Source organism: Nocardiopsis prasina DSM 43845 (assembly GCF_000341265.1).
Classification (GTDB): Bacteria; Actinomycetota; Actinomycetes; order Streptosporangiales; family Streptosporangiaceae; genus Nocardiopsis; species Nocardiopsis prasina.
Genome location: NZ_ANAE01000063.1, coordinates 1 through 4,574 on the forward strand (window position 1 = coordinate 1; position 4,574 = coordinate 4,574).

Sequence of the window (4,574 nt, forward strand, 5' to 3'; positions counted from 1 at the left end):
GAGCCGCCCCGGAACCGCGAAGGCCGCCCGCGCGAGCGCGTCCGGGAGGAGGCCGCACGGGAACCGGAACCCGAGCGCGACGGGGACCGGGCCGCCGGTCCCGGGCGCGACGGAGCGGCCCCGCCCGCCCCCGGCGCCAGCAGCCCCACGATGGCGCTGATCCTGCACGCCATGACGTTCGTGTGCTGCTTCAACTGGATCTTCGGGGTGCTCGGCATCGTCTTCGCCGTCCGCGCCGGGCACAAGCGCGACCAGGGCAGGTACCTCGAATGCGAGACGCTGACCCGGTACTCGTGGTACTGCCTGGGCGCGGCCGCGGTGATGTTCGCCGTCATGCTGGTGCTGACCCTGTGGCTGTTCACGCAGGCGGGATCGCTCGTCGAAGGCGTGGTGCCCCAGTACTGACCGGGCGCCGCGCCGCACGGCGACACGTCCGGTCCGCGGCCGCCCACCGCGGACGGCCGCTCTTGGCGCGGGCCCGGCCCCGCGCATTAGGCTGATGATCAGGACGGATCCGGCCCCGGCCGCGCTGCGACGACCCGGCCGTCCGGCGGGAGGGGACGCCGCCGCCGGAGCGAGCACGAAAGGCGCAATCCGATGAGCGAACTCCGGGGCGGACGGCGGGACTCCTTCTGGGACGCCGAACCGGCCTCCCTCGGCCCGCAGCCCGCGGCGCACCACCGCGGCCGGGATCCGTTCGCACCCGCTCCGCCGCCCCCCGTGCAGCGGCACGGCGCGCCCGCGCCGGCGGCGCCCGGATCCGCGGGGGCGAGCGGCGCCGACGGAGCGCCGGCCCCTCCGCCTTCGGAACCGCCCGCCCGGGTCGGCAGCGCCGTCGCCGCCCTGCTGTGCGCGCTGCTGACGCTGCTGTGCCCGCTGGTGTTCGTACTGCTGGGCTTTCCGATGCTGAGCCTGCTCATCGACGTGCCCGCCATCGTGTTCGGCATCGTCGGGCTCACCCGCCTGCACGACCCCATGGAGGTCGAGCGCTGCATCCGCTACACGTGGGCGTGCATCCTCGTCTACCTGGCGCTGATGGCGGTGATCCTGGCGGCGGCGATCATGGTCGTCCTGTCGTTCGCCTAGGCGTTCGGACCTCCTGTCGCGGCCGCCGGCGAAGGCCCGGACCGGCCTTGTGCGCTGCACGTAGTGTTGGCCGGTGGCGCCTGCGGGCATATCGCCGACCGTTGCGGCGTTGCACGCCGTGGTGCGCCCGGGGCGACCGTCGCCCAGACCCCTGCTGCGAGGTGCGTGTGTCCTGCCTGATCGTCCAGTCCGACAAGACCCTGCTGCTCGAAGTCGACCATGAGCTGGCCGACGAGTGCCGCCGCGCCATCGCCCCGTTCGCCGAGCTGGAGCGTGCGCCCGAGCACGTGCACACCTACCGCATCACGCCCCTGGCGCTGTGGAACGCGCGCGCCGCCGGCCACGACGCCGAGCAGGTCGTCGACGCGTTCATCACCTACTCGCGGTTCCCCGTGCCGCACTCGCTGCTGGTCGACATCGCCGAGACGATGGACCGCTACGGTCGGCTGCGCCTGCACTCCGACCCCACCCACGGCCTGGTGCTGCATGCGCTGGACACGGCCGTGCTGGAGGAGGTGGTCCGCGCCAAGAAGATCAAAGGCCTGCTGGGCGAGCGGATCGACGCGGAGACCGTCGCCGTCCACCCCAGCGAGCGCGGCAACCTCAAGCAGGCGCTGCTGAAACTGGGGTGGCCGGCCGAGGACCACGCCGGCTACGTCGACGGTGAGGCGCACGCCGTCGATCTGGCCGAAGAGGGCTGGGAATTGCGCGGTTACCAGCGCGAGGCGGCCGAGAACTTCTACTCCGGCGGCTCGGGCGTGGTGGTGCTGCCCTGCGGCGCGGGCAAGACCATCGTCGGCGCGGCGGCGATGTCGATGACCCGGTCGACCACACTGATCCTGGTCACCAACACGGTCGCGGTGCACCAGTGGCGCACGGAGCTCCTGCTGCGCACCAGCCTCACCGAGGACGAGATCGGCGAGTACTCGGGCACCCGCAAGGACATCCGCCCCGTCACCATCGCCACTTACCAGGTCATGGCCGCTCGCAAGAAGGGCGTGCACAGCCACCTGGAGCTGTTCGAAGCCCGCGACTGGGGACTGATCATCTACGACGAGGTGCACCTGCTGCCGGCGCCGATCTTCCGCATGACCGCCGACCTGCAGGCGCGGCGCCGATTGGGGCTGACGGCCACGCTGGTGCGCGAGGACGGCCGCGAGGGCGACGTGTTCTCCCTGATCGGCCCCAAACGCTACGACGCGCCGTGGAAGCAGATGGAGAACCAGGGCTGGATCGCCCCGGCCGACTGCGTGGAGGTGCGGGTCGACCTCACCGACTCCGAGCGGTTGGCCTACGCCACCGCCGAATCCGAGGACCGCTACCGCTTCTGCGCCTCCGCGGCCTCCAAGACCGAGGTGGTGCGCGAGCTGGTGCGCCGCCACGAGGGTGAGCAGACGCTGATCATCGGCACCTACATCGACCAGCTCGACGAGTTGGGCGCGTCGCTGGGGGCGCCGGTGATCAAGGGCGACACCCGGGTCAAGGAGCGCGAGCGGCTGTTCGAGGAGTTCCGCTCGGGCGGGGTGGACACACTCGTGGTCTCCAAGGTCGCCAACTTCTCCATCGACCTGCCCGAGGCGGGGGTGGCCATCCAGGTCTCGGGGTCGTTCGGCTCCCGCCAGGAGGAGGCCCAGCGGCTCGGCCGGCTGCTGCGCCCCAAGTCCGACTCCCGCAGCGCCCGGTTCTACGCGGTGACCGCGCGCGACACCGTCGACCAGGACTTCGCCGCCCACCGGCAGCGCTTCCTCGCCGAGCAGGGCTACGCCTACCGCATCGCCGACGCCAGTGACGTGCTGGCGGGTGACGAGCTCTGAGCGGGCGGCCGGGGCGGCGCTACAGCGGCGGCAGGGCGCCGAGGACGACGGTGAACCCGGCCAGGCACCAGGCGATCAGGGAATAACCGAGGGTCTGGGTGCGCAGCGACGGGTTCCGGCGCATCGCGGGCGTCGCGAAGGCGGCGATCATCAGCACCAGGGCGAGCATGGCCGGAAGCAGCGACGCGAGCGCGAAGAGGCCTTCCTGGTCGGCGCAGGACGCATAGCCGGCACTGCCCGGTTCGCCGCAGAACACGTTGTCTCCCGGTACGAAGCTGCACGATCGAACTTGCGGAGCACCCGCCGCGCCCCCGGAAGCCGGTCCCCCCCGCCGCTGCGGGCGAACGAGGCGCTGCCGCCGGGCGCACCGTACGACCGTATCGCGTTCGCGGTCCGCGGCGGCCGCGGACCGCGATCGCGGCCGTTCGCGGCCGTTCGCGGCGTGCACAGCCGCACCGGAACACACCGTCTTCTTTACACGGACGGATTCGGCGTCCAATGATGGGGCGACACGACTCGGAGGTGCCCCCCATGACCGATCTCGCGGACTCCGGCGCGCCCGCCTCTTCCCCCGAGCAGCGCGACGGCTTCCATTCGCTGAGCACCCGCGGACTCAACTGGGACTCCTTCCCACTGCGGCTGTTCGCCAAGGGCAACGCCAGATTCTGGAACCCGGCCGACATCGACATGACCCGTGACGCCGAGGACTGGGCGGGTCTGCCGGACGACGCCAAGGCCCGCGTCAAACGGCTGTGCGCACTGTTCGTCGCCGGCGAGGAAGCGGTCACCGAGGACATCCAGCCGTTCATCCGGGCCATGGCCGCCGAAGGCCGGCTGGGCGACGAGATGTACCTGACGCAGTTCGCGTTCGAGGAGGCCAAACACGTCCAGGTGTTCCGGATGTGGCTGGACGCGGTCGGCATCACCGACGACCTGCACTCCTATGTCGAGAACAACCCCGGTTACCGTGCGCTGTTCTACTCCGAGCTGCCCGCCGCCCTGAACGCCCTCGCCGACGATCCCGGCCCCGGCAACCAGGTCCGCGCCTCGGTCACCTACAACCACATCGTCGAAGGCTCCCTGGCCCTGACCGGATACCACTCCTGGAACCACCTCTGCACCGCACGCGGGATATTCCCCGGCATGCGGGAGATCATCAAACGCATCGGCGACGACGAGCGCCGGCACATGGCCTGGGGCACCTTCACCTGCCGGCGCCACGTGGCCGCCGACGCCCGGAACTGGGACGTGGTCACCGAACGGCTCGACGAACTCCTCCCCCACGTGGCCTCGATCGTCCAGAGCGGCGACGAACCCGATCCCGGCGAGGACGAGCAGCGGTACGCGCTGTCCCGGCAGGAGCTCACCGAGTACGCGACCGACCGCGCCATACGCCGCCTCGGCGCCATCGAGACCGCCCGCGGCATGCCCGTGGAACGCATCGACGTCGACGCCTCCCCCGAGGAACTCGAAGAGCGCTTCGGCGCCGAGGACCGCGCCCACATGGACCGACTCGGCTGACGCGTCGCCCGCGCCGCCGGGGACACGACCGCCCCGGCCGCGAGCCGGCTGCGGGGGCCGGGGCGGCTGTCGGCGGCCGATCACCGCGACGCCGCGCGGCTGCCCTAGAGTCGACGGCATGGCTTCACCGCAGACCCGCTCCGCCGGCGAAAC

At 71.8% G+C, this 4,574-nt stretch carries 5 protein-coding genes; 4 read left to right on the plus strand and 1 reads right to left on the minus strand.

Features of this window, described 5'->3' with window-relative positions; all coding sequences use genetic code 11:
* From D452_RS0101460 to D452_RS0101470, 3 genes are all read left to right on the plus strand, one after another.
* Positions 1 to 405: hypothetical protein (locus tag D452_RS0101460; RefSeq protein WP_017542380.1), on the plus strand; the 405-nt coding region annotated here is incomplete at its 5' end.
* Between the two features lie 192 nt (positions 406 to 597).
* Positions 598 to 1,086 carry a hypothetical protein gene (locus D452_RS0101465; RefSeq protein WP_017542381.1) on the plus strand — a complete coding sequence of 163 codons (489 nt, stop codon included), beginning with the start codon at positions 598 to 600 and terminating at the stop codon, positions 1,084 to 1,086.
* Positions 1,087 to 1,253: 167 nt separating this feature from the next.
* The gene (locus tag D452_RS0101470; protein ID WP_017542382.1) at positions 1,254 to 2,900 is read left to right on the plus strand and encodes a DNA repair helicase XPB; all 1,647 of its coding nucleotides are present in this window, start codon (positions 1,254 to 1,256) and stop codon (positions 2,898 to 2,900) included.
* 19 nt (positions 2,901 to 2,919) lie between these two features.
* On the opposite strand, the gene D452_RS0101475 is transcribed toward D452_RS0101470, so the two are convergent.
* Entirely contained in the window at positions 2,920 to 3,156 is a 237-nt protein-coding gene (locus D452_RS0101475) for a hypothetical protein (RefSeq protein WP_017542383.1), read from the minus strand.
* A 275-nt stretch (positions 3,157 to 3,431) separates the two neighbouring features.
* Between D452_RS0101475 and D452_RS0101480 the strand changes: the two genes are divergently transcribed.
* The gene (locus D452_RS0101480) at positions 3,432 to 4,421 is read left to right on the plus strand and encodes a R2-like ligand-binding oxidase (protein ID WP_026128873.1); all 990 of its coding nucleotides are present in this window, start codon (positions 3,432 to 3,434) and stop codon (positions 4,419 to 4,421) included.
* The last annotated feature ends 153 nt before the right edge of the window (positions 4,422 to 4,574 follow it).